Source organism: Streptomyces ziwulingensis (assembly GCF_039542605.1).
GTDB lineage: Bacteria > Actinomycetota > Actinomycetes > Streptomycetales > Streptomycetaceae > Streptomyces > Streptomyces ziwulingensis.
Map to the genome: position 1 here is coordinate 387,755 of NZ_BAABIG010000022.1, position 20,510 is coordinate 408,264.

The window sequence follows — 20,510 nt, forward strand, 5'->3', positions numbered from 1 at the left end:
GACGGTGGGCGCGCCGACCGGCATGCACGCGCACGTCGTCATCGCCTTGCTGGCCGGAGCCCGTACAGCGTAACTGCGCACGCTCACCTGGGATTACGTCTTTCTGAAAGGACAGCCGACACCGATCCGCCCCAACCTGCGCACATCGCCGTGTGGCGTTCAGTTCACCGTGGTGGGGACACGAAGACGGGGAAGTCCCAGCGCAGGCTCGCCCTGCGGACGCGCGGGGATGGGAACGGCTCGGCGCGGACGGCAAGGGGGAAGATGACGGGCTCGGCTTCTCATCGGCCGTCGGCAAGCCGCTCGTCGCGACCAACGTCTGCCGCGCCTTCCGTCAGGAGCTCAAGGAGGTTGAGACCATCAACCTGGACGAGTGGACTCCGCCCGGGGCGTTGCGCCGGAGGAGATCTCCCGGCTCGTCGGGCAGTCCGGTACGGCCGTGACCGATGAGGTCTACCGGAAGCGGATCCGGCCTGTGAACCGGACGGGTGCCGTGGTCATGGACGGCATCTTCAAGCGGTAGTCACGCAGATAGCCACGCATGCGAAACAGGTGAGGCGCCTACTCTTGAGAGTAGGCGCCTCACCTGGTGTTTCTCTGTCGGGGTGGCGGGATTTGAACCCACGACCTCTTCGTCCCGAACGAAGCGCGCTACCAAGCTGCGCCACACCCCGATGTCGTCGTTTTCGCGGCGACGACGTTTACTTTAGCCCACCGGTGGCCCCAGGCGAAATCTGGTTTCAGCAGGGGCGGCGCAGGGGGTTCGGGCGGGTGTGGTCCAGGGCTACGAGGAGGACGGCGAGGGCGTAGCAGGCCAGGCCGGTGAGGAGGGTGTTGCCGAGCACTGCCTTGTAGCCGTGCTGGTCGGAGTCGAGGGAGGGGTGGAGGAAGAGGGCCGTGCTGTCGGGCGGGAGCAGGTCGCCGCGGGTCACGGAGAAGGTCAGGTAGGCCAGGGGGAGGAGCAGCCAGCCGGTGGCCTGGCGGAGGTGGAGGCGGCCGGGTGCGGTCAGGAAGAGCCAGTCGGCGACCGCGGCGAGCGGGACGGCCGTGTCCAGAAGGTGGTGGGTCAGGGCGGGCCGGCCCGTGGGGGAGCCGGCCGTCGGAAGGGGGCTCCCCGTGTTCGTCAGGACCAGGTGGTGCACCAGGCATGAGGCCACGACGTAGAGGAGCGCCGCCCCTGTGACGGCGGACGGCAGGGGGCGGCGGGCCGTCCAGGCCCTGCGGGCCGAGAGGGTGAGGACCGCGGCCAGCAGGAGGGCGCTCAGGGTGGAGAAGTGGCTCAGGGTTCGGGTGAGGGGATCGCCCGAGGTCAGTGCGGACACGACCCCGGCGATGGCCAGCACTGCCGCCAGGAGGCGGAAGCCTGCGGTCAGGGGGTGGCGTACCGGTGTCACCACGGCCGTGGCCGGGACGGGGGCGGGCAGCAGCGAGGGCGGGCCCGGGACCGCGGGCAGGTCCGGGATGTCCCTGGGTATGGGTGCGGTCATGCCCTCACGGTAGGTAAGGGGGGTGTAACGGGCGATATGGGTGCGCTGAGTGGGTTACTCCGGTTACTCCGGTTCCGGTCGCGGGTTCCGGTCGCAGGTTCCGGTCGCGCTGCCGTCACCATCGCCGTCGCCCCCCCACCGCACCCACCGCACCCGCTGCACCCACCGCGTATCCGTCGCCCAGTCGCCCAGTCGCCCAGTCGCCCAGTCGCCCCTGGCGCCGAGCGCGCTACTCCCGTCCCACCAGCGTCAGCAGTGTCGCCTCCGGTGGGCAGGCGAACCGTACCGGCGTGTAGCGGTTCGTGCCGCAGCCCGCCGAGACGTGGAGGTAGGAGGTGCGGCCCTCCGCCGTGTGGGTGGAGAGGCCCTTCACGCGGTCCGTGTCCAGGTCGCAGTTGGTGACCAGGGCGCCGTAGAAGGGGATGCAGAGCTGGCCGCCGTGGGTGTGGCCGGCGAGGACCAGAGGGTAGCCGTCTGCCGTGAAGGCGTCGAGTACGCGCAGGTAGGGCGCGTGCACCACGCCCATCGAGAAGTCGGCCGAGGCGGACGGGCCGCCGGCCACCTCCGGGTATCGGTCCCGCTTGATGTGCGGGTCGTCCAGGCCGGTCAGCTCCACCGAGACGCCCTCGATCTTGAGCGTGCCGCGCGTGTTCGTGAGGTTCAGCCAGCCCGCCGCGTCGAAACTGTCCCGCAGGTCCTCCCACGGGTTGTGGATCACGTCGGCGGCGGCCGCGTTGCCGTTCAGCCCGTGGCGGCCCTGGGCCTTCTCGAGCAGGTAGCGGGCGGGGTTGCGGGGCTTGGGGCCGTAGTAGTCGTTGGAGCCGAAGACGTACGCGCCGGGGTACTCCATCAGGGGGCCCAGCGCGTCCAGCGTCTCCGGGACGCCCTCCGGGTCGGAGAGGTTGTCGCCCGTGTTCAGGACGAAGTCGGGGCGCAGGCCGGCCAGCGAGCGCAGCCAGCGCTGCTTCTTGCGCTGGCCGCCGACCATGTGGATGTCGGAGACCTGCAAAACGCGCAGCGGGCGCATGCCGGCGGGCAGGACGGGGATCGTCACCCGTCGCAGGCGGAAGGAACGGGCCTCGAACCCCGCCGCGTAGACCAGACCGGCGGCACCGGCCGCCGCGAGGGACAGGGGCACTCCGTATAGCGCGCGCATACGACCATCGTGTCAGATGCCGGGGCGGGTCACGCCCGGCGGGAAGCGAACGTCCCCTCCCCGGGCCCCGTTTGGGCCGGTGGCCGCCGTCGCCTCGAATATGCGCGCGCGTCCGTCCCTCCGTACCTGCGACAATCGACGTCATGACCACGCTCAAGTCGAAGCTGCACGACGACCTCAACGCCGCGATCAAGGCGCGTGACGAACTGCGCTCCTCGACGCTCCGGCTGACGCTCGCCGCGATCACCAAGGAGGAGGTCGCGGGGAAGACCAAGCGCGAGCTCTCCGACGACGAGGTGCAGAAGGTGATCACCCGCGAGGCGAAGAAGCGGCGCGAGGCGGCCGAGGCCTTCGCCCAGGGCGGCCGTGCCGAGAGCGCCGAGCGGGAGAAGGCCGAGGGCGAGGTGCTCGCCGCGTACCTGCCCAAGCAGCTCTCCGACGAGGAGCTGGACGCGATCGTCGCGCGGGCGGTCGGGGAGGCGCGAGCGGCCGGCGCCGAGGGGCCGCGGGCCATGGGCGCCGTCATGAAGATCGTGAACCCGCAGGTGGCCGGGCAGGCCGAGGGCGGGCGGGTCGCCGCGGCGGTCAAGAAGCTGCTGGCCGGCTGAGGCGGCGAAACAGGCACCAGGTCCCTCAGGGGCCGGTGACGACCGAACGGCCCCCGCTCTCCGAACCGGAGCGGGGGCCGTTCGTCACGTCAGTCGGGAAGGGGGAACGGGGCCGGGCGAGGGCGAAGGACCGGGACCGGGAACGGGACCGGGCGAGGGTGAAGTACCGGGACCGGGACCGAGATCGGGCTCAGTTCCCCCAGCCTCCGCCCCCGTTGTCCTGCCCCTGGAACAGATCGCCCCAGTCGCCGCCCAGGAAGTTCTCGTCGTCGTCACCGCCGGTCCCGCCGTCACCGGTGCCGCCGTCGCTGGTCCCGCCGTCGCCGGTCCCGGGGCCGCCGTTCGCATTGCCGGTACTGGTGCCGTTGTCGCCGTTGTCGCCGTTGTCGTCGCCGTTGCCGCCGTCGTCGTTGTCGTCGCGGCCCGGCTCCTTCTCGGGGGTGTCCGGGATGTCGACGAGGGAGAAGTCGGCGACCTGCTTGCCCTCCAGTGCGCCGGTCATCATGTCGCGCCAGATCGGTCCGGGGACCTCACCGCCGAAGACCTTGTCGTGCCAGACGCCGCCGATGGTGATGTCGACCATCTGCCGCTTGTGCGCGGGGTCGCCGACCCAGACCGCGCCCGCCATGTTCGGCGTGTAGCCGACGAACCAGGCGGCGTAGCGGAAGTCCGTCGTACCGGTCTTGCCCGCGCTCGGACGGCTGCCGAGCCCGGCCTCCGTACCCGTACCGTCCTCGACCACGCCCTTCAGCAGCGTGTTGATGGTGTCGGCGGTCGTCTCCGACATGGCGCGGGAGCAGGTGGACTTCGGGACGCTCAGGGACTTGGACTGCTGGCCGACGCGACGGCTGATCGACTCGATGGCGATCGGCGTGCAGTACATCCCGCGCGAGGCGAAGGTGGCGTACGCGTTCGCCATGGTCAGCGGGGACATCTCCTGGGTGCCCAGGGCGATGGAGGGAGCCTGCGTGATCTTGTCGCCGTCGGCCCGCTCGACGCCCATCTTCTGCGCCATCTCGGTCACCGGGCAGATGCCGATGTCGCTGATGAGCTGCACGTAGTAGGTGTTGACCGACTTCGCGGTCGCCTCCTTCATGCCGTACGGGCCGACCTCGGACTCGTTCTCGTTCTCGACCGGGACGTTCTTCTCGCTCCAGGTCTTGCCGTCACAGGCCGCGACCGGGCTCGGGTAGTCCATCTTGTACGGCGAGGGGTACGTCTTCGTCGCCGCCGTACCGCCCTCGATGGCGGCGGCCGCCACGATCGGCTTGAACGTCGAACCGGGCTGGTATCCGGCGCCGCCACCCATCGACTGGTTCACCGAGAGGTTGATCTGCGTCTCGTTCTTGCCGAAGCCGTACGGACGGGACTGGCCCATGGCGAGGATCTTGCCGGTGCCGGGCTCCACGATCGTGGCGGCGGTCGCCACGTCGTCGCTCTTGTTGACGTGGGTCTTGATCGAGTCCTGGGCCGACTGCTGGGCCCGCGGGTCGAGGGTGGTGCGGATGGTCAGGCCGCCCTGGTTCCAGACCTTGGCCCGGGCCTCCTGGGTCTTGCCGAAGACCGGGTCGCTCAGGAAGACCTCGCGCACGTAGTCGCAGAAGAAGCCGGCGCCGCTCACGGCCGTGATGCAGCCGTTCTTCGGCTGGCTCACCTTCAGGCCGAGCGGTGCCCGCCGCGCCTCGGCGGACTCCGCCCGCGAGATGTCACCGACCTCGGCCATGCGTTCGAGCACGGTGTTGCGCCGCTTGGTGGCCTCGGCCTCGTCGTTGACCGGGTCGTACCGGCTGGGCGACTGGACGATGCCGGCCAGCAGGGCGGACTCGGGGAGGGTGAGGTCCTTGGCGTGCTTGGAGAAGTAACGCTGGGCGGCGGCCTCGACGCCGTACGCCTGTTGCCCGAAGAACGTGATGTTCAGGTAGTTCTCCAGGATCTTCTTCTTGCCCAGCTCCTCCTCGACCTGGATCGCGTACTTCAGCTCGCGGATCTTCCGGCCGATGGTCTGCTGGGTGGCCTGGGCGACCTTCGTCGGGTCGTCGCCGGCCTCCTCGACGAAGACGTTCTTCACGTACTGCTGGGTGAGGGTGGAGGCGCCCTCGGAGACGCCGCCGCTGCGCGCGTTCTTGTTCAGGGCGCGCAGCACGCCCTTCAGGTCGACCGCCCCGTGCTGGTAGAAGCGCGAGTCCTCGATGGCGACGATCGCCTTCTGCAGGTACGGCGAGATCTGCTTGAGGCCGACCACCGTGCGGTCGCGCGAGTAGACCGTCGCGATGGTGCCGCCCTTGGCGTCGAGGATGCTGGTGCGCTGACTCAGCGGCGGGGTCTTCATGTTGGCCGGCAGCTCGTCGAAACTCTCCACCGAGCCCTTCGCGGCCAGCCCCAGCGCCCCCACGGCGGGCAGGGCGATGCCCGCCAGCACCGCTCCCGCGAGCACACTGACACCGAGGAACTTGGCAGCCTGTTGCGAGGGGGACAGACCACCGCCCGAGCGCTTCTTTGCCATGGAGGCAGCCTACGTTCTCATTCGCCGGACACACGTATATGCCTTGGCCTAAGCTGCGCTCAACTGTCACAGCCGTGAGGCCATGTATCAATACGCCCGACAGCCTCGTTCCGTTCCGGATTCCTCGAATTTCTTTCTGTCGTGATCCTGTCGTGATGCCCGCCACCGGAACATCACAGGCGCGCAGGGTCGCACGGGGGCGCGTGTGGAGCGTGCCGGGGTGTGCGGGCGCGTGCCGGAGCATGTGGGGCGCGTGTCCGAATCCGCCTTGTGTGTCAGTCGGTGCCCCTTGTGGCGCAACGGAAAAAGACCCTTTGCCGGGTTGTTCGCGTATGTCGCCAGGTCACTCCCCCGGGTGATCTGCCGCTTACCCATAGTCCGTTCGGGCCATTCAAGATTGGGCCCGAAGGGGGTGTTGCGCTGTGCCCACCTTCCGTAACGTCCTCAACTGGCGGCGGTGAATATGCCGCTGCCGCCGTGGGGGAGCCTCGATTCGGGAGAGGACGGCGCCGGTATGGGCTGGGTAACCGACTGGAGTGCGCAGGCCGCCTGCCGCACTACCGATCCGGATGAACTGTTCGTGCAGGGAGCAGCGCAGAACCGGGCCAAGGCGGTGTGCACCGGCTGCCCGGTGCGGACCGAGTGCCTGGCCGACGCGCTGGACAATCGGGTGGAGTTCGGCGTGTGGGGGGGCATGACCGAGCGGGAGCGCCGCGCCCTGCTGCGCCGGCGGCCCACCGTGACCTCCTGGCGCCGGCTCCTGGAGACGGCGCGCACGGAGTACGAGCGGGGGGTCGGCATCCTGCCCCTCGACGACGACGAGGTGTACGAGAACTTCGCCGCGGTGGTCTGAGGCAACAGGCCGGTCGGCCACCGCCCACCTCCCGCGGCGCATCTCTCGCAGCCCGCCTCCCGCCGGTCCCGGGCGCATCGCACGCGCCTCGTGCACCGTGCGCAGGTCACACCGGCGAGTCGGGCAACTCCTGGCGTCCCGTCGCGAGACGGTCACCGATGTCCCGCAGGCCCGCGAGGTCGTGCACGTCGCCGGGCAGCGCGGCCACCTCGGCCACCGCCACCTCCGGGTGGAGCGCGGTGAACCGGTCACGCGTGCGCTGCTCCCGGGTGAGCAGGTGCATACGGTCGGCGTGCAACCGCAGCAGACCCACGGCGAGCTGGTCGACGGAGCGCTCGGCGTCGCCGTCGATACCCGTGCCCGTGCCTGTGTCCGTGCCCGCGCCTGTGTCCGTACTGACGTTCCCGTCACTGATGTGCGCGTCCGTGCCGGTGTCCTCGGGGGCGGGGGAGCCGTCGCCGGGAGTCGCTGGACCGGGATCGTCCGGGGCGTCGTACGCGTCTGAACTGCCATACTTTTCGGGAGAGTTACGAAGACCAGCTTTCCCGGCGTCCTGATCCACAATGCGGGTTTCCTCAAGATTTTCCGCGGCGGCGAGCGCCCGCTCGGCCGACAGCCGGGCCGCACCGCTGCCGTGGACGCGGTTGAGGACCAGGCCGGCGAGCGGCATGTCCTCGGCCGCCAGCCGCCGCACGAAGTACGCGGCCTCCCGCAGCGCGTCCCGCTCCGGCGCCGCCACCACGAGGAACGCCGTCCCCGGCGCCTGGAGCAGCTTGTACGTCGCGTCCGCGCGGGTACGGAAGCCGCCGAACATCGAGTCCATCGCCGCCACGAACGTCTGTACGTCCTTGAGGAACTGTCCGCCGAGGACCTTCCCCAGCACGCCCGTCATCATCGACATGCCGACGTTGAGGAACTTCATGCCCGCCCGGCCGCCCACCTTCGCCGGCGCCAGCAGCAGGCGGATCAGCTTGCCGTCCAGGAACGAGCCGAGGCGCTTGGGCGCGTCCAGGAAGTCCAGGGCCGAACGGGACGGCGGCGTGTCGACGACGATCAGGTCCCACTCCTCACGGGAGCGCAACTGCCCCAGCTTCTCCATCGCCATGTACTCCTGCGTGCCCGCGAAGCCCGCCGAGAGCGACTGGTAGAAGGGGTTTCCCAGGATCGCGGCGGCCCGCTCGGCATCCGCGTGCGCCTCGACGATCTCGTCGAAGGTGCGCTTCATGTCGAGCATCATCGCGTGCAGCTCGCCGCCCGCGGCGTCGTCGACGCCCTTCACCCGGCGCGGGGTGTTGTCGAGTGAGTCGATGCCCATGGACTGGGCGAGCCGGCGGGCCGGGTCGATGGTCAGCACGACCACCTTGCGGCCGTGCTCGGCGGCGCGCAGGCCCAGCGCCGCCGCCGTGGTGGTCTTGCCGACCCCGCCGGAGCCGCAGCAGACGACGATCCGGGTCTTCGGGTCCTTCAGCAGCGGATCGACGTCGAGCGCACGCGTGGCGGACAGCCGCCGCGCGCCCTCCTGCGACGGGGACGGGGACGGAGGCGGGGACTGCGACTGGGGCGGGGACTGCGCCGGGGACGGGGACTGCGACGGGGACGGGGACTGCGCCGGGTCCGGACTCATGCGATCCCCTGCTTCCGCAGCTCGTGGGCGAGTTCGTACAGGCCGGCCAGCTCCATGCCCTCGGCGAGCAGTGGCAGCTCGTGCAGCGGCAGCTCCAGCCCGTCGAGCACGGACCGCTGCTCCTGCTCCAGCTCGTACCGCGCGGCGTACTCCGCGGCCTGGTCGAGGAGCGGGTCCACCAGCCGCTCGGCCTGTCCGCCGCGGCGCGCCCCGCCGAGCCCGGCGGCGGACAGCGACCGGGCCAGGGCGGGCCGCGGCACGGTCCGTACGAAGTCCAGGTCGGCGGCGTCCAGCGCCTCCGGGCGCACCATGTTCACGATGACCCGGCCCACCGGCAGCTTGGCGGAGCGCAGCTCGGCGATGCCGTCCGCGGTCTCCTGGACCGGCATCTCCTCCAGCAGCGTCACCAGGTGCACGGCCGTCTCGCGGGACTTCAGCACCCGCATCACGGCCTGTGCCTGATTGTGTATCGGGCCGATCTTCGCGAGCCCCGCCACCTCGTCGTTGACGTTGAGGAACCGCGTGATGCGGCCGGTGGGGGGCGCGTCCATGACGATGTAGTCGTAGGCGAACCGTCCGGCGCGGTCCTTGCGGCGGACCGCCTCGCACGCCTTGCCGGTCAGCAGGACGTCCCGGACCCCGGGCGCGATGGTGGTCGCGAAGTCGATGGCGCCGAGTTTCTTCAGGGCCCGGCCGGCGCTGCCGAGTTTGTAGAACATCTGGAGGTAGTCCAGAAGGGCGCGTTCGGCGTCGATGGCGAGGGCGTACACCTCCCCGCCCCCGGGAGCGACGGCGATCTTCCGCTCCTCATAAGGCAGCGCTTCGGTTTCGAAGAGCTGCGCGATGCCCTGCCGGCCCTCGACCTCGACGAGGAGCGTTCGCTTCCCCTCCGTGGCCAGGGCCAGCGCTAGGGCGGCGGCCACCGTGGTCTTGCCGGTACCGCCCTTGCCGCTGACGACCTGGAGCCTGCTCACGTATTCGAGCGTAACCAGTCCGCGCCCGGGCTACGCGGGAGGCTGTGGATAACAGCGGATACAGTCGGCCGCATGACCAAGTACGAATACGCAACCGTGCCGCTGCTCGTCCATGCCACGAAGCAGATCCTGGACACCTGGGGCGAGGACGGCTGGGAGCTCGTCCAGGTCGTTCCCGGCCCCAATCCGGAGCAGCTCGTCGCCTACCTGAAGCGGGAGAAGCAGGCGTGAGCGCGGTGGAGGCAAGGCTCGCCGAGCTGGGCATCACCCTGCCGGAGGTCGTGCCGCCGCTGGCCGCGTACCGGCCGGCCGTGCGCTCCGGCCCCTACGTCTTCACCGCCGGCCAGCTCCCGATGGTCGACGGGGCGCTGCCGGTCACCGGCAAGGTGGGCGGTGAGGTCACGGCCGAGGAGGCCAAGGAGCTGGCACGGACCTGCGCGCTGAACGCCCTGGCCGCGGTGAAATCCGTCATCGGGGACCTGGACCGCGTCGCACGCGTGGTGAAGGTCACCGGCTTCGTGGCCTCCGCCCCCGACTTCACCGGCCAGCCCGGCGTGCTCAACGGTGCCAGCGAGCTGCTCGGCGAGGTCCTCGGCGAGAAGGGCGTGCACGCGCGGAGCGCGGTCGGCGTGGCGGTGCTGCCGCTGGACGCGCCGGTGGAGGTCGAGATCCAGGTGGAACTGGCGCAGGCGTAGCGGATCGCGACGCGTCGCCCGGGGAGGTTTATTGCCGGGTCGGCAACAGAGCCGGCCCGGGCCGTCGCGGGCACCCCAGGATCGCTGTGGGTGCCCCGGACGCCGACCGCCCACCGACCGCGCACCGCCGACCGTGCACCGACCCCGCACCGCCGACCGCGCACCGACCGCGCACCACCGGTCGACGCCGGTGGTCGGGCCCGGCGTGACGGCGCCTGTCCGGCCTGACGGCGCGTGTCCGGCCCGGACACGGCCGTGGCCGGTCCGACAGCCGTGTCCGGGCTGACGGTCTCGGTCTCGTCCGGCCCGACGGCGGCTCCGTCCCGTCCCGGGCACCCCGAACGATCTCCGAGTCCCGGGAGGACCCATGCCGCAGCCGTCCGCCACCGAAACCGTCCACCGCCTGCTGCCCGGCCCGGCCGGTCGCGTCCACCTGGTGGAGCAGGGCACCGGCCCGCTGGTACTGCTCGTCCACGGTTTCCCCGAGTCCTGGTACTCCTGGCGCCGCCAGCTCCCCGCGCTGGCCGCCGCCGGCTTCCGCGCCGCCGCCCTCGACGTCCGCGGCTACGGTCGCTCCTCCCGGCCCGCCGACCCGTCCGCGTACCGGATGCTCGACCTGGTGGCCGACAACGTAGCCGTGGTGGAGGCGCTGGGCGAGCGCTCCGCGGTGATCGTGGGCCACGACTGGGGCGCGGGCATCGCCGCCACCTCCGCGCTGCTGCGGCCCGACGTCTTCCGCGCGGTCGGCCTGCTCAGCGTGGCGTACACGCCGCCGGGCGGCCCGCGGCCGAGCGAGGTCTTCGCGGGGATGAGCGGTCCCGATGTCGAACAGGAGTTCTACATCTCGTACTTCCAGCAGCCCGGCCGCGCCGAGGCCGAGATCGAGCCCGACGTGCGCGGCTGGCTCGCCGGCTTCTACGCCGCCCTGTCCGCCGGCACCATGCCGCCGCCCGACGCCCCCGACCCGCACTTCGTCGCCCGCGGCGGCACCCTGCGCGAGCGGTTCCCGGCCGGCCGGCTGCCGTCCTGGCTCAGTGAGGAGGACCTCGACGTCTACGCCGGGGAGTTCGAGCGGACCGGCCTGACCGGGGCCCTGAACCGCTACCGGAACATGGACCGGGACTGGGCCGACCTCGCCGCGCACCACGGCGCCCCGGTGCGGCAGCCGTCCCTGTTCCTCGGCGGCGCCCTGGACGCCTCCACCACCTGGCTCTCCGACGCGATCGCCGCCCACCCGGCCACCCTGCCCGGCCTGACCGCCTCCCACCTGCTCGACGGCTGCGGCCACTGGCTCCAGCAGGAGCGCCCCGAGGAGACCAACCGCCTCCTCACCGACTGGCTCTCCGCCCTGCCCACCTGACACCCGGCACCCGGCGGGGTACGGGGGCCCCTCGAACATCCGCCCGTCACCGGATAGCCTCCGGCCATGGCGAACGGTCAGTGGTACCCGCCGCAGTGGCCCGCGCGCATCCGCGCGCTCGCCGCGGGCGACCTCACCCCGGTCGTGCCGAGACGCGCGGCCACCGTCCTGCTCCTGAAGGACACCGGCGACGGCCCAGCCGTCCACCTGCTGCGCCGCCGCGCCTCCATGGCGTTCGCCGGGGGCGCGTACGCCTATCCGGGCGGCGGCGTCGACCCGCGCGACGACGATCACGCGGTCGCCTGGGCGGGCCCCACGCGCGCGTGGTGGGCGGACCGGCTCGGCGTGGACGCCTCCGGCGCCCAGGCGATCGTCTGCGCGGCCGTACGGGAGACGTACGAGGAGGCGGGTGTCCTGCTGGCCGGGCCGAGCGCCGACTCGGTGGTGAGCGACACCACCGGCGACGACTGGGAGGCCGACCGGGCCGCCCTGGTCGCCCGTGAGCTGTCCTTCGCACAGTTCCTGGACCGCAGGGGCCTGGTGCTCCGTTCCGACCTGCTGGGCGCCTGGGCGCGCTGGGTCACCCCGGAGTTCGAGAGCCGCCGCTACGACACGTGGTTCTTCGTGGCGGCCCTCCCCGAGGGGCAGCGCACCCGCAACGCCTCCACCGAGGCCGACCGCACGGTGTGGCTCACCCCGGCCGAGGCCGCGGCCGGCTACGACCGGGGCGAGCTGCTGATGATGCCGCCGACGGTGGCGACCCTGCGCCCGCTGACGGCGTACGGCACGGCGGCCGAGGCGCTGGCGGCGGCGCCCGCCCGTGACCTGGCGCCGGTGCTGGCCCGGGCCCGTCTGGACGGCGACGAGCTGGTCCTCACCTGGCCGGGCCACGACGAGTTCACCAAGCGGATGCCGCCCACGGCGGCCGAACCGACCGGGGGAGCCCCCGCATGACAGACGCGACCGCCCTGCCGGGACAGCCGCGCGGCGGCGTGGCGAACGGCCCCGCCACCGAACGGGCCGTCATGGTCCTCGCCCCCAACCCCTCGCCGATGACCCTGGACGGCACCAACACCTGGATCCTCGCCGAGCCCGGCTCCGCGCTGGCCGTGGTGGTCGACCCGGGCCCGTTGGACGAGGGGCATCTGCGCGAGGTCGTGCGGACCGTCGAGCGGGCCGGCCGGCGGGTCGCCCTGACCCTGCTGACGCACGGTCACCCGGACCACGCCGAGGGAGCCGCCCGGTTCGCCGAGCTGACCCGTACGAAGGTGCGCGCGCTGGACCCGGCGCTGCGGCTGGGCGACGAGGGCCTCGGTGCCGGTGACGTGGTGCACGCCGGCGGCCTGGAGCTGCGGGTGGTGCCGACGCCTGGGCACACCGCGGACTCGCTCAGCTTCCATCTGCCCGCCGACCGGGCGGTCCTGACGGGCGACACGGTCCTCGGGCGCGGCACGAGCGTCGTCGCCCACCCCGACGGGCGGCTCGGCGACTACCTGGACTCCCTGCGGCGGCTCAGGTCGCTCACGGTCGACGACGGCGTGCACACGGTGCTGCCGGGCCACGGGCCCGTCCTGGAGGACGCCCAGGGCGTCGTGGAGTACTACCTCGCCCACCGCGCCGGTCGCCTCGCGCAGGTGGAGACGGCCGTCGAGGACGGCTGCCGGACGCCCTCCGAGGTCGTCGCCCGCGTCTACGCGGATGTGGACCGCTCACTGTGGCCGGCCGCCGAGCTGTCGGTACGGGCCCAACTGGAGTACCTGGACGAGCACGGGCTCATACAGGGCCCGTAGACGACAGGCGCGCAAGGCCATGGACGACGGGCGCACACCGGGCCCACAGGCGACGGGCGCACGCCGGGTCCGTGGACGACTGGTTCATACCTGGCCCGCGGCCGCGGGAAGACGCGGGAAGGGGACCGGCGCGGGCCGGTCCCCTTCCCGTATGCGTGCGGAGGTCAGCGGGAGCGCTTGGCGAGCCGCTCCACGTCCAGCAGGATCACCGCGCGTGCCTCCAGGCGGAGCCAGCCGCGCTGGGCGAAGTCGGCGAGGGCCTTGTTGACCGTCTCGCGGGAGGCGCCGACGAGCTGGGCCAGTTCCTCCTGGGTCAGGTCGTGCACCACGTGGATGCCCTCCTCGGACTGCACGCCGAAGCGGCGGGACAGATCGAGCAGGGCGCGTGCGACGCGGCCCGGCACGTCCGAGAAGACCAGGTCCGACATGGCGTCGTTGGTCTTGCGCAGCCGGCGCGCGACCGCGCGCAGCAGGGCGGTGGCGACCTCGGGCCGCACGTTGAGCCAGGGCTGGAGGTCGCCGTGGCCGAGGCCCAGCAGCTTGACCTCGGTCAGCGCGGTGGCGGTCGCCGTGCGCGGGCCCGGGTCGAACAGCGACAGCTCGCCGATCAGCTCGCTGGGGCCGACGACGGCCAGCATGTTCTCGCGTCCGTCGGGGGACGTGCGGTGCAGCTTCACCTTGCCCTCGGTGACCACGTACAGGCGGTCGCCGGGGTCCCCCTCGTGGAACAGCGAGTCGCCGCGAGCGAGGGTCACCTCACTCATGGAGGCGCGCAGCTCCGTGGACTGCTCGTCGTCGAGCGCCGCGAAGAGCGGGTTGCGCCGCAGAACGTCGTCCACGAGTTCTCTCCTATTCGACCTGCTCAGGGGAGCTTGCTCCCCGGGTGTTCCAGGGGACCGAAGTGCCCGTTTTGCGGGACCGTTCAAACAGTGTGATCTGTCACAAGGATGCCGTACACGTGTCCCGGGGTACGCGGCAGGGGTCCAATTGGGCGCCGATCCTCATCGTCCGGGACGGATGTCGGTACCGACCCGTACCCTTGGCCGGGTGTCCAAATCGCCGGTGAGAGCGCAGGCCGAGGGGGCTGGGCGGGTGGTTGTACGTCGTGATTCCGCTGTGGGCGAACGGAGCCCCGATGGCGGTAGGAAACCGGCGAGAGCGGCAAAGCGGGCGGTGACCGCCGCGCCTGCCGCTTCAGGCGTGCCCGCCGCGTCCGACGGGGGAGCGGCGCCGGACGCGGCCGCCGCGTCTTCGTCGAGCGCGCCGCCGCGCGGGGAGTCGCGTACCGCCCTGGTGCGCCGCGCCCGTCGCATCGACCGCGAACTGGCGGAGGTCTACCCCTACGCCCACCCCGAGCTGGACTTCGAGAACCCCTTCCAGCTCGTGGTGGCCACGGTCCTGTCCGCGCAGACCACCGACCTGCGGGTCAACCAGACCACCCCGGCCCTCTTCGCGAAGTACCCCACCCCGGCGGACCTCGCCGCCGCCGACCCGCTGGAGGTGGAGGAGATCCTCCGCCCGACCGGGTTCTTCCGGGCCAAGACCAGGTCGGTCATAGGACTCTCCGCGGCCCTCGCCGAGGACTTCGGCGGCGAGGTCCCCGGCCGCCTGGAGGACCTCGTGAAGCTGCCCGGCGTCGGCCGGAAAACCGCCTTCGTCGTCCTCGGCAACGCCTTCGGCCGCCCCGGCATCACCGTCGACACCCACTTCCAGCGCCTGGTGCGCCGCTTCCGGTGGACCGACGAGACCGACCCGGGCAAGATCGAGACCGCCGTCGGCGCGCTGTTCCCGAAGAAGGCCTGGACCGACCTCTCGCACCACGTCATCTGGCACGGCCGCCGCATCTGCCACGCCCGCAAACCCGCCTGCGGCGCCTGCCCCATCGCCCCGCTCTGCCCGGCGTACGGCGAGGGCGAGACGGACCCGGAGAAGGCGAAGAAGCTGCTCAAGTACGAGAAGGGCGGCTTCCCCGGCCAGCGGCTCAAGCCCCCGCAGGCCTATCTGGACGCGGGTGGCAGGCCGGCGCCGCCGCTGGGGTCCGGGTGACGGAACGATCTCGGCGGCGGTGGACGTTGGACACGGAGGAACGGGGGTGGCGATGACGCGCGCGAGCGACATCCGGGGTGCGGTGCTGGACCGGTCGGGCCTGCCGGGCTGGCTGGAGCCGATGGTGCGGGCCGCCCAGACGGTGCGGCCCGCCGAGCTGAGCCGTTTCCTGCCGCCGGAGGACGGCGGCGGGCGGCAGTCGGCGGTGCTGGTCCTCTTCGGCGAGGGCGAGCGCGGCCCCGAGCTGCTCCTGATGGAACGGGCCGGCTCGCTGCGCTCCCACGCCGGGCAGCCCGCCTTCCCGGGCGGCGCCCTCGACCCCGAGGACGGTGACCCGCAGGGCGACGGGCCACTGCGGGCCGCCCTGCGCGAGGCCGAGGAGGAGACCGGGCTCGACCCGGCCGGCGTGCAGCTCTTCGGCGTGCTGCCCAAGCTCTACATCCCCGTCAGCGGCTTCGTCGTCACCCCGGTCCTCGGCTGGTGGCGGCAGCCCACCCCGGTCGGCGTCGTCGACCCGAACGAGACCGCGCGGGTCTTCACCGTCCCCGTGGCGGATCTCACGGACCCCGCCAACCGGGCCACCGCCCTGCACCCCGCAGGCCACCGAGGACCGGCATTCCTGGTCGAATCGGCCCTCGTATGGGGCTTCACCGCCGGAATCATCGACCGCCTGCTGCACTTCTCGGGCTGGGAGCGGCCCTGGGACGCGGACCGGCAGGTCCCACTGGACTGGCGTGCATGACAAGGTGGTCGCCGTGCCGCGGCGGACGGGCGGTGTCCCCGAAGCCCGCGGCCGTGCTGGTGGGAGCGGAATGACGAGGCGAGGCTACGAGCGGTGAACGTGCTGGACATCCTGTTGCTGGTCGCCGCCGTCTGGTTCGCCGTCGTCGGCTACCGCCAGGGCTTCGTCGTCGGCATCCTGTCGGTCATCGGCTTCCTCGGCGGCGGTCTCGTCGCCATCTACGCGCTGCCCGTCGTCTGGGACCTGCTGACCGACCACGCGGAGGTGAGCACCACCGCGGCGGTCGTCGCGGTCGTCGTGATCATCGTCTGCGCCTCCGTCGGCCAGGCCCTCACCACCCACCTCGGCAACAAGCTGCGCCGCCACATCACCTGGTCGCCGGCGCGCGCCCTGGACGCGACCGGCGGCGCCCTGGTCAACGTGATCGCCATGCTGCTGGTGGCCTGGCTGATCGGCTCCGCCATCGCCGGCACCACGCTGCCGACGCTGGGCAAGGAGGTCCGGCAGTCCAACGTGCTCAACGGCGTGGCCCGCGCGCTGCCGACCCAGGCCGACACCTGGTTCGCCGACTTCTCCTCCGTCCTCGCGCAGAACGGCTTCCCGCAGGTCTTCAGCCCCTTCTCGGACGAGCCGATCGCCGACGTCCTGCCGCCCGATCCGGCGCTCGCGGGCAGCCCCGTCGCCGCCCGCGCCCAGCGCTCCATCGTCAAGGTCATGGGCACCGCACCCAGTTGCGGCAAGGTGCTGGAGGGCACCGGCTTCGTCTTCGACGACCGCCGGGTGATGACCAACGCGCACGTCGTGGGCGGCGTCGACGAGCCCACCGTGCAGATAGGCGGCGAGGGCCGCAAGTACGACGCGACGGTCGTCCTCTACGACTGGCGGCGCGACATCGCCGTCCTCGACGTGCCGGAGCTGCGCGCCCCCGTGCTGCGCTTCTCCGACGAGGACGCGGACATCAACGACGACGCCATCGTCGCCGGCTTCCCGGAGAACGGGGCGTACGACGTCCGCGCGGCACGCCTGCGCGGGCGCATCAAGGCCAACGGCCCGGACATCTACCACCGCGGCACCGTCCACCGCGACGTCTACTCCCTCTACGCGACCGTCCGCCAGGGCAACTCGGGCGGGCCGCTGCTCACCGCCGACGGCGAGGTCTACGGCGTGGTGTTCGCCAAGTCGCTGGACGACGCCCAGACCGGTTACGCGCTCACCGCCGACGAGATCCGCGCGGACATCGACGAGGGCCGGACCGCCAACCAGCAGGTCGACAGCGACAGTTGCGCGCTGTGAGGCGGGGGCCGGCCCGGCCGCGCGGGTGAGGCGAGGCGGGCGTACGCGGGGGCCCGGTCAGCCGCGGGTATGGCGCAGACGTACGGAGACCCAGCGGGCGCGGCGGCGCAGGATGCGCGGGATACCCACCCGGGGGTCGGCGACGACCTGGAGCTTCGAGGCGCCGCCTGGCGGGTGGGGGACCATGCCGCTCGTGGTGCGGCGAGTGCGTGCTACGTCGTTGTAGTCGTGCGTCCAGCCCATACCGGGACGTCTGCCCCCGGCCCAAGGTCCATAACCGCCCCCGGGGCGGCCAATTGGCCTATGCGCCGGGCATGTGGCCGCTCGTAGGACAAGCGTTCCGGTCCAGGTATCGGGTGTGATCGAGAGGTTACCGATCTGGTTCGGGATCCTTCAGCCAATTGATCAATTCGGTGGAGAAAGCGACCGGATCCTCTTCGTGCGGGAAGTGGCCGAGTCCGTCGAACAACCGCCAGCGGTACGGGGCTTCCACGTACTCGCCGGAGCCGGCCGCGCTCCGGGTCCGCAGCACGGGATCGAGCGAGCCGTGCAGGTGCAGGGTCGGCACCCGCACCGGCCGCTTCATGCGGCGGTTGAACTGGATGCCGTCGGGGCGGGCGAGGGAGCGGACCATCCAGCGGTACGGCTCGATGGAGCAGTGCGCGGTGGACGGGACGCACATGGCACGGCGGTAGACCTCCACCGCCTCCTCCTCCGGCGGCCGGGGCCCGGACCAGTCCCGGATCAGCCGGCCCACGAGCGCGCCGTCGTCCGCGGTGAGCTGCCGCTCGGGGATCCAGGGCCGCTGGAACCCCCAGATGTAGGAGTTGGCCCGGGACTGCCGCACGTCCGACAGCATGGCGGAGCGCCAGCGGCGCGGGTGCGGCATCGAGGTCACCGCGAGCCGCCGTACCAGTTTGGGGCGCATCGCGGCGGCCGTCCAGGCCAGGTAGCCGCCGAGGTCGTGGCCGACCAGCGCGGCGTCCGGCTCGCCGAGCGAGCGGATCACACCGGTGATGTCCAGGGCGAGGCCCGCGGGGTCGTAACCGCGCGGGGTGCGGTCGCTGCCGCCGACGCCGCGCAGGTCCATGGCGACCGCCCGGAAACCCGCGTCGGCGAGCGCGCCGAGCTGGTGCCGCCAGGTCCACCAGAACTGCGGGAAGCCGTGCAGCAGCAGCACCAGCGGTCCGTCGCCCAGCTCGGCGATGTGGAAGCGCGCGCCGTTGGCGGCGACGTCCCGATGGGTCACCTCCCGCCCGCCGGGGACGTCGAGACGTACGACCGAGAAGGGCTGCGCCGGTGGAGTGGCGGGATCCGTCATGAGGACGAGCGTGCCACAGCCTCGATGGCGTGCGGGGACCGGTCCTGCGGCAGTTCGGGCCGCGGGTGCGGCTTGGCGTTCTGCAGCACGCCCGCCGACCGCTTCACCGAGGCGGCGACCTTCTGCGGGCCGCGGCCCTTCTTCGCCTTCTTCGCGAAGACGATGCCGATCAGCGCCAGCAGACCCGCGACGAGCACGTTCGCCGCGAAGGAGAGCAGGAAGCAGACCGCCATGTTCCAGTGGCTCCAGGTGCGGATGCCGTACGCCAGTGCGAAGCTCAGCATCGGCAGTGAGAACAGCAGCACCGCGCCCGCCAGCGAGAACGCGCCGCCGCTGGTGGCGCCGCGCTTGACGTCGTTCTTGAGCTGCGCCTTGGCTAGCGCGATCTCGTCGTGCACGAGCGCCGACAAATCGGTGGTCGCCGAGGCGAAAAGCTGGCCGATGGTGCGTTCGGCGCCGACCGGGCTGCCGTCGGGTGCGCTCATCGCGGTCTCCCTTTTCTACGGGCTCTGCTGCGGATTTGCTGCGTACGGTTCCCTCTTTTGTACCGTCTCGTCAGATCATGCCGGACGGCCGCCCTCCTCGCCTGCCCCGCCCGCCACTTCGGCAAGCCGCGCCGCCTGCTGCTCCCGCGCGATCCGGCGGTGCTCGGCGGCCTTCTCCTCGTACCGGGCGGCCATGCGCAGGTGGTACGCCGGGTCATCCTCCTCGTACACGTCGGGGACGCCGCTGAGGTCCTCGTCGCGCTCCTCCCGCTCGTACAGGGCGCGGTACTTGGCGTTCCGCAGTTTCAGCAGCACCGTCGCCAGCAGGGCCGCGACGACGGAGCCGGCCAGGACGGCCGCCTTCACCTCGTCGGTCAGCGCGGCGTCGCCCTCGAAGGCCAACTCGCCGATGAGCAGCGAGACGGTGAAGCCGATGCCGGCCAGCGTCGCCGCGGCGAACACGTCGGGCCAGGTGAGGTCGTCACTGAGGGAGGCCCTGGTGAAACGGGCCGTCAGCCAGGTGCCGCCGAAGACGCCGAGTGTCTTGCCGGCGACGAGCCCGAGCACCACGCCGAGCGTCTCCGGCCGGGTGAACACCTCGGCGAGCACCCCGCCCGAGACGCTGACTCCTGCGCTGAACAGCGCGAACAGCGGCACGGCCAGGCCCGCCGACAAGGGGCGCACGAGGTGCTCGACGCGCTCGCCCGGGGAGTGCTCCTCGTCCTCGTGACGGTGGCAGCGCAGCATCAGGCCCATCGCGACACCGGCGATGGTGGCGTGGATGCCGCTGTTGTACATCAGCGCCCAGACGACGAGCGCGAGCGGCACGTACACGTACCAGCCGCGTACGCCGTTGCGCAGCAGCAGCCAGAAGACGGCGAGGCCCACCGCCGCGCCGCCGAGCGCGGCGAAGTTCAGGTCGCTGGTGAAGAAGACCGCGATGATCAGGATCGCGAACAGGTCGTCGACCACGGCGAGGGTGAGCAGGAACGCGCGCAGGGCGCTCGGCAGGGAGGTGCCGATGACGGCGAGCACGGCCAGCGCGAAGGCGATGTCGGTGGCGGTGGGCACGGCCCAGCCCGCCAGGGAGCCGCCGCCCGCGGTGTTGACGAGGGTGTAGACGAGCGCGGGGGCGGCCATCCCGCACAGCGCCGCCACCACGGGCAGCGCGGCCGCCTTCGGGTCCTTCAGGTCCCCGGCGACCAGTTCGCGTTTCAGTTCGATGCCGGCCACGAAGAAGAAGACGGCGAGGAGCCCGTCGGCGGCCCAGTGCGCGAGGGACAGGTCGAGGCCGAGGGCGGCGGGGCCGAGGTGGAAGTCGCTGACGCGCTCGTAGCTGTCGCCCAGCGCGGGCAGGTTCGCCCAGACGAGTGCGGCGACGGCGGCGGCGAGGAGCAGGACGCCGCCGACCGTTTCGGTGCGCAGCGCCTCCGCGAGGTAGTTCCGCTCGGGCAGGGAGAGACGGCCGAGAAGGCTGCGGGGGGTGCGGGGGGTGCGGGGCGCGGTCACGGGAGGCCTCCGGTCGATGGGCAGCACGGATCGTGTGCCGACCAGACTTCCCGGCGCGCCATGA

The 20,510-nt window shown here is 72.0% G+C and carries 20 protein-coding genes, 1 tRNA gene and 1 pseudogene; 11 read left to right on the forward strand and 11 right to left on the reverse strand.

Annotated features, from left to right (window positions below):
- Positions 1-16: 16 nt before the first annotated feature.
- Positions 17-523, forward strand: a pseudogene (locus ABEB00_RS36210) (site-specific integrase); the annotation flags it as partial.
- Positions 524-600: 77 nt separating this feature from the next.
- Here ABEB00_RS36210 and ABEB00_RS12710 read toward each other — a convergent pair.
- From ABEB00_RS12710 to ABEB00_RS12720, 3 genes are all read right to left on the reverse strand, one after another.
- Positions 601-674, reverse strand: a tRNA-Pro gene (locus tag ABEB00_RS12710).
- A gap of 66 nt (positions 675-740) precedes the next feature.
- Positions 741-1,487 (reverse strand): Pr6Pr family membrane protein, encoded by a 747-nt coding sequence (locus tag ABEB00_RS12715; RefSeq protein ID WP_345619533.1) that lies wholly within the window; start codon positions 1,485-1,487, stop codon positions 741-743.
- Positions 1,488-1,716: 229 nt separating this feature from the next.
- On the reverse strand, positions 1,717-2,643 hold the full coding sequence (locus tag ABEB00_RS12720) for a metallophosphoesterase (RefSeq protein WP_345619534.1): 927 nt from the start codon (positions 2,641-2,643) through the stop codon (positions 1,717-1,719).
- A gap of 143 nt (positions 2,644-2,786) precedes the next feature.
- On the opposite strand from ABEB00_RS12720, the gene ABEB00_RS12725 reads away from it, so the two are divergent.
- The gene (locus ABEB00_RS12725; protein ID WP_345619535.1) at positions 2,787-3,251 is read left to right on the forward strand and encodes a GatB/YqeY domain-containing protein; all 465 of its coding nucleotides are present in this window, start codon (positions 2,787-2,789) and stop codon (positions 3,249-3,251) included.
- A gap of 190 nt (positions 3,252-3,441) precedes the next feature.
- Here the strand turns inward: ABEB00_RS12725 and ABEB00_RS12730 are convergent, their stop codons facing one another.
- Complete coding sequence (locus tag ABEB00_RS12730) at positions 3,442-5,754, reverse strand: transglycosylase domain-containing protein (RefSeq protein WP_345619536.1); 2,313 nt, start codon at positions 5,752-5,754, stop codon at positions 3,442-3,444.
- Positions 5,755-6,268: 514 nt separating this feature from the next.
- Here ABEB00_RS12730 and wblA point away from each other — a divergent pair.
- Positions 6,269-6,607: a transcriptional regulator WblA gene (wblA, locus tag ABEB00_RS12735; protein WP_345619538.1), complete on the forward strand. Its 339-nt coding sequence runs from the start codon at positions 6,269-6,271 to the stop codon at positions 6,605-6,607.
- A 106-nt stretch (positions 6,608-6,713) separates the two neighbouring features.
- On the opposite strand, the gene bagB is transcribed toward wblA, so the two are convergent.
- Positions 6,714-8,231, reverse strand: a complete 1,518-nt coding sequence (gene bagB, locus ABEB00_RS12740) for an ATPase BagB (RefSeq protein WP_345619539.1) — start codon at positions 8,229-8,231, stop codon at positions 6,714-6,716.
- Positions 8,228-9,205: an ATPase BagA gene (gene bagA, locus ABEB00_RS12745; protein ID WP_345619540.1), complete on the reverse strand. Its 978-nt coding sequence runs from the start codon at positions 9,203-9,205 to the stop codon at positions 8,228-8,230. The genes bagB and bagA overlap by 4 nt, the downstream gene beginning before the upstream one ends.
- Positions 9,206-9,277: 72 nt before the next feature.
- Between bagA and sp36 the strand changes: the two genes are divergently transcribed.
- The 5 genes from sp36 to ABEB00_RS12770 all read left to right on the forward strand — a co-directional run bounded on the left by sp36 (position 9,278) and on the right by ABEB00_RS12770 (position 13,050).
- Entirely contained in the window at positions 9,278-9,436 is a 159-nt protein-coding gene (sp36, locus tag ABEB00_RS12750) for a Sp36 family protein (RefSeq protein ID WP_345619542.1), read from the forward strand.
- Entirely contained in the window at positions 9,433-9,900 is a 468-nt protein-coding gene (locus ABEB00_RS12755; RefSeq protein WP_345619544.1) for a RidA family protein, read from the forward strand. Before sp36 ends, ABEB00_RS12755 begins: the two co-directional genes overlap by 4 nt.
- Before the next feature lie 367 nt (positions 9,901-10,267).
- Entirely contained in the window at positions 10,268-11,260 is a 993-nt protein-coding gene (locus ABEB00_RS12760) for an alpha/beta fold hydrolase (RefSeq protein WP_345619546.1), read from the forward strand.
- 66 nt (positions 11,261-11,326) lie between these two features.
- Entirely contained in the window at positions 11,327-12,214 is an 888-nt protein-coding gene (locus tag ABEB00_RS12765; RefSeq protein ID WP_345619548.1) for an NUDIX hydrolase, read from the forward strand.
- Entirely contained in the window at positions 12,211-13,050 is an 840-nt protein-coding gene (locus ABEB00_RS12770; RefSeq protein ID WP_345619550.1) for an MBL fold metallo-hydrolase, read from the forward strand. The genes ABEB00_RS12765 and ABEB00_RS12770 overlap by 4 nt, the downstream gene beginning before the upstream one ends.
- 164 nt (positions 13,051-13,214) lie before the next feature.
- Here ABEB00_RS12770 and ABEB00_RS12775 read toward each other — a convergent pair whose 3' ends face one another.
- Positions 13,215-13,889, reverse strand: coding sequence for a Crp/Fnr family transcriptional regulator (locus ABEB00_RS12775; protein ID WP_345619552.1), 675 nt, complete (start codon positions 13,887-13,889; stop codon positions 13,215-13,217).
- Positions 13,890-14,142: 253 nt separating this feature from the next.
- Between ABEB00_RS12775 and nth the strand changes: the two genes are divergently transcribed.
- The 3 genes from nth to ABEB00_RS12790 all read left to right on the forward strand — a co-directional run bounded on the left by nth (position 14,143) and on the right by ABEB00_RS12790 (position 17,131).
- Positions 14,143-15,096 (forward strand): endonuclease III, encoded by a 954-nt coding sequence (nth, locus tag ABEB00_RS12780; protein WP_345619553.1) that lies wholly within the window; start codon positions 14,143-14,145, stop codon positions 15,094-15,096.
- A 52-nt stretch (positions 15,097-15,148) separates the two neighbouring features.
- A complete protein-coding gene (locus ABEB00_RS12785; RefSeq protein WP_345619555.1) occupies positions 15,149-15,838 on the forward strand; it encodes an NUDIX hydrolase in 690 nt (229 codons plus the stop codon).
- Between the two features lie 93 nt (positions 15,839-15,931).
- The gene (locus tag ABEB00_RS12790; RefSeq protein WP_345619557.1) at positions 15,932-17,131 is read left to right on the forward strand and encodes a MarP family serine protease; all 1,200 of its coding nucleotides are present in this window, start codon (positions 15,932-15,934) and stop codon (positions 17,129-17,131) included.
- A 57-nt stretch (positions 17,132-17,188) separates the two neighbouring features.
- Here the strand turns inward: ABEB00_RS12790 and ABEB00_RS12795 are convergent, their stop codons facing one another.
- The 4 genes from ABEB00_RS12795 to nhaA form a co-directional block, all read right to left on the reverse strand.
- Complete coding sequence (locus ABEB00_RS12795; protein WP_345619559.1) at positions 17,189-17,374, reverse strand: hypothetical protein; 186 nt, start codon at positions 17,372-17,374, stop codon at positions 17,189-17,191.
- 127 nt (positions 17,375-17,501) lie between these two features.
- Positions 17,502-18,452, reverse strand: coding sequence for an alpha/beta fold hydrolase (locus ABEB00_RS12800; protein ID WP_345619561.1), 951 nt, complete (start codon positions 18,450-18,452; stop codon positions 17,502-17,504).
- Positions 18,449-18,937, reverse strand: coding sequence for a phage holin family protein (locus tag ABEB00_RS12805; RefSeq protein WP_345619563.1), 489 nt, complete (start codon positions 18,935-18,937; stop codon positions 18,449-18,451). The genes ABEB00_RS12800 and ABEB00_RS12805 overlap by 4 nt, the downstream gene beginning before the upstream one ends.
- 75 nt (positions 18,938-19,012) lie before the next feature.
- A complete protein-coding gene (gene nhaA / locus ABEB00_RS12810) occupies positions 19,013-20,446 on the reverse strand; it encodes a Na+/H+ antiporter NhaA (protein ID WP_345619564.1) in 1,434 nt (477 codons plus the stop codon).
- Between the last annotated feature and the right edge of the window lie 64 nt (positions 20,447-20,510).

Bases quoted from the DNA above. Each gene is read 5' to 3' on its own strand.
- ABEB00_RS12785 (WP_345619555.1), top strand. From the start codon at position 15,149: ATGACGCGCGCGAGCGACATCCGGGGTGCGGTGCTGGACCGGTCGGGC.
- ABEB00_RS12800 (WP_345619561.1), bottom strand. From the start codon at position 18,452: ATGACGGATCCCGCCACTCCACCGGCGCAGCCCTTCTCGGTCGTACGT.
- ABEB00_RS12760 (WP_345619546.1), top strand. From the start codon at position 10,268: ATGCCGCAGCCGTCCGCCACCGAAACCGTCCACCGCCTGCTGCCCGGC.
- ABEB00_RS12795 (WP_345619559.1), bottom strand. From the start codon at position 17,374: ATGGGCTGGACGCACGACTACAACGACGTAGCACGCACTCGCCGCACC.
- ABEB00_RS12715 (WP_345619533.1), bottom strand. From the start codon at position 1,487: ATGACCGCACCCATACCCAGGGACATCCCGGACCTGCCCGCGGTCCCG.
- wblA (WP_345619538.1), top strand. From the start codon at position 6,269: ATGGGCTGGGTAACCGACTGGAGTGCGCAGGCCGCCTGCCGCACTACC.
- ABEB00_RS12725 (WP_345619535.1), top strand. From the start codon at position 2,787: ATGACCACGCTCAAGTCGAAGCTGCACGACGACCTCAACGCCGCGATC.
- bagB (WP_345619539.1), bottom strand. From the start codon at position 8,231: ATGAGTCCGGACCCGGCGCAGTCCCCGTCCCCGTCGCAGTCCCCGTCC.
- ABEB00_RS12770 (WP_345619550.1), top strand. From the start codon at position 12,211: ATGACAGACGCGACCGCCCTGCCGGGACAGCCGCGCGGCGGCGTGGCG.
- ABEB00_RS12730 (WP_345619536.1), bottom strand. From the start codon at position 5,754: ATGGCAAAGAAGCGCTCGGGCGGTGGTCTGTCCCCCTCGCAACAGGCT.
- ABEB00_RS12765 (WP_345619548.1), top strand. From the start codon at position 11,327: ATGGCGAACGGTCAGTGGTACCCGCCGCAGTGGCCCGCGCGCATCCGC.
- ABEB00_RS12720 (WP_345619534.1), bottom strand. From the start codon at position 2,643: ATGCGCGCGCTATACGGAGTGCCCCTGTCCCTCGCGGCGGCCGGTGCC.
- sp36 (WP_345619542.1), top strand. From the start codon at position 9,278: ATGACCAAGTACGAATACGCAACCGTGCCGCTGCTCGTCCATGCCACG.
- ABEB00_RS12805 (WP_345619563.1), bottom strand. From the start codon at position 18,937: ATGAGCGCACCCGACGGCAGCCCGGTCGGCGCCGAACGCACCATCGGC.